Genomic DNA, 2,627 nt, shown 5'->3' with positions numbered 1-2,627 from the left:
GAAGACCTCCTTGGCCGTCAGCGGGCCGGTCATGCCGAGCTCCAGGGCCGTGCGGACGATGGCGTCGGCCGCCGCGGCCTGCTCGATGGTGCCGCCCGGCGTGCCGCCGGGGTGCGGCGGGAGCGGGACCAGGCCGACCTCGCCCAGCGCGCCGTGCGCGCCGACCAGGGGCTCGCCGTCCTTGACCACGCCCACGCCGAGCCCGGTGCCGACGAGCACGTAGGCGAACATCCGGCTGCCGCTCCCCCGGCCCTCGCCGAGCGTGTACTCGCCGAGCGCGGCGAGGTTGGCGTCGTTGCCGACGGTGATCGTGGTGGCCAGTCCGTCCGCGATCCGGTCGAACAGCCCCGGTCTGCCCCAACCCGGCAGGCTGGTGGCGTACCGCACGCCGCGCCGCTGCTCGTCCCAGACGCCGGGCGTGCCGATCACCGCGTGCACGATGTCCGCCGCCGTCAGGCCGGCCTCGGTGGTGGCCTCCTGGGCGGCGGCGACCACGGCGTCGGCGACCGCGTTCGCCGTCCGCCCCTCGTTGGGGATGTCGCGGCGGGCCACGATGTCCCCGGCGAGGTCGGCGACGGCGACCCGCAGCCGGGCCCGGCCGATGTCGACGCCGAGCACGTGCCCGGCGCACGGGTCTGGCTCGTACAGGACGGCGGCGCGACCGCGCTCGGGGATGAACCGCCCGGCCTCGCGGGCCAGCCCGGCGTGTTCGAGGGCGGCCAGGGCGGTGGACACGGTGGGCTTGGACAGGCCGGTGTCGCGGGCGAGCTGGGCGCGTGAGGACGGGCCGCCGAGGCGCAGCCGTTCGAGCAGCAGCCACTCGTTGTTGCTGCGCAGCCGCTGCCGGTTCCACGGCTGCGCCGGCGCGGGGACCGGCGGAACGGTGGTCGGCAGGTCGCGGCTCATCGGGTCCTCCGGTCTCGGGTGCGGTCCCGGGTGCCGGGTCGGCGCGCGGGTCGCCGCCCGGGCCCGGGCATTCAGACAGTATGACCGGTCGTCACGCCGCTCACCGGCGGGTTTCGCCCGCAGGCCGGCTCAGGTAAGGAGGGGGAAGGCAGGAGCGGTAGGACGTCACACTCCTCTTGCCACTCTCAAGCTATAGCGCATGGGGGGTCTTGCCGCAAGGCCCCGGTCCTGGCGCACAATCGTCGACCTAAGCCGGAACCAGCCCCTTTGGGAGTTTCACGAGTGCCTTCCCCCCTGTCGCGATCCCGGACCGGAGCCACTGCCATGACCTCCCTCGCCACCAGCGCGTTCAACCTCCCCGACCGCCTCTCCGCCAAGGCCGACCCGGCGCTGGTCGCCCAGGACGAGCGGCACTTCGCCGCCGTCGCGGAGAGCCTGGAGCGGTCGATCGCCGAGGTCTCCGACCGTCTCGACGTCGCGCGGCGGGCGCCCGGCGGTGCCGGACGGGCCGCGATGGACCGGGACCTTGAGGTCCACCGCCTGACCGGCCGCCTGCGCGCGCTGCGCCGTTTCGGCCTGGACCTGTGCCTGGGCCGCATCGTCCCGGCCGACGGCGGCGCGGACGGCAGCGGCGCGCCGGTGTACATCGGCCGGCTCGGCCTGACCGACAGCGAGGGCCGCCGGCTGCTGCTCGACTGGCGCTCGCCCGCCGCCGAGCCGTTCTTCGCCGCGACGCACGCCGACCCGATGGGCCTGGCCAGCCGCCGCCGCTACCGCTGGACGGACGGGCGGATCACCGACTACTGGGACGAGGTGTTCGCCGCCGAGGGCCTGGAGGGACACGCCGCCCTCGACGACCAGTCCGCGTTCATCGCCACCCTCGGCGGCAGCCGCTCGGCACGGATGCGGGACGTGCTGGCCACCATCCAGGCGGACCAGGACGCCATCGTGCGGGCCGGCTCGCGCGGCGCACTCGTCGTCGACGGCGGTCCCGGCACCGGCAAGACGGTGGTCGCCCTGCACCGGGCCGCGTACCTGCTCTACTCCGACCCCCGGCTCGGCCACCGCCGGGGCGGCCTGCTGTTCGTCGGCCCGCACCAGCCCTACCTGGACTACGTCTCCGACGTGCTGCCCAGCCTCGGCGAGGAGGGCGTGCGGACCTGCACGGTGCGGGACCTGGTCGCCGAGGGCGCGGACGCGACGGTCGAGAGCGATCCGGAGGTGGCCCGGCTGAAGGCCTCGGCGGACATGGTCCGCGCGGTGGAGAAGGCCGTGCGGATCTACGAGGAGCCGCCGACCGAGGGGATGACCGTCTCGACGGACTGGGAGGACCTCTGGCTGAGCGCCGACGACTGGGCCGAGGCCTTCGAGGCGCCCGATCCGGGCACCCCGCACAACGAGGCACGCGAGCAGGTGTGGGCGGAGCTGGCCGAACTGCTGCTGGCGAAACTGGACGGCGGCGAGGAGATCCCGGTCGAGGCCTTCCTGCGCTCGCTGCGGCGGGACGAGGAGCTGGTCGCCACCCTGCACCGCGCCTGGCCGCTGCTGGAGGCCGCCGACGTGGTCGGCGACCTGTGGACGGTGCCCGCCTATCTGCGGCTCTGCGCCCCGTGGCTCGCCCCCGAGGAGGCGCGCCGGCTGCGGCGCGCCGAGGCGCGGGCCTGGACGGTGTCCGACCTGCCGATCCTGGACGCGGCCCGCCAGCGGCTCGGCGACCCGGA

At 75.4% G+C, this 2,627-nt stretch carries 2 protein-coding genes; one reads left to right on the top strand and one right to left on the bottom strand.

Features of this window, described 5'->3' with window-relative positions; translation table 11 throughout:
* Positions 1-906: ROK family transcriptional regulator (locus tag ABD308_RS28665; protein ID WP_344340606.1), on the bottom strand; the 906-nt coding region annotated here is incomplete at its 3' end.
* Between the two features lie 324 nt (positions 907-1,230).
* Between ABD308_RS28665 and helR the strand changes: the two genes are divergently transcribed.
* A partial coding sequence (gene helR, locus ABD308_RS28660) for an RNA polymerase recycling motor ATPase HelR (protein WP_344340601.1) occupies positions 1,231-2,627 on the top strand: 1,397 nt, incomplete at its 3' end.

This window comes from Kitasatospora putterlickiae, assembly GCF_039527695.1.
Lineage (GTDB): Bacteria > Actinomycetota > Actinomycetes > Streptomycetales > Streptomycetaceae > Kitasatospora > Kitasatospora putterlickiae.
This window is presented reverse-complemented; position numbering and strand designations above follow the sequence as displayed.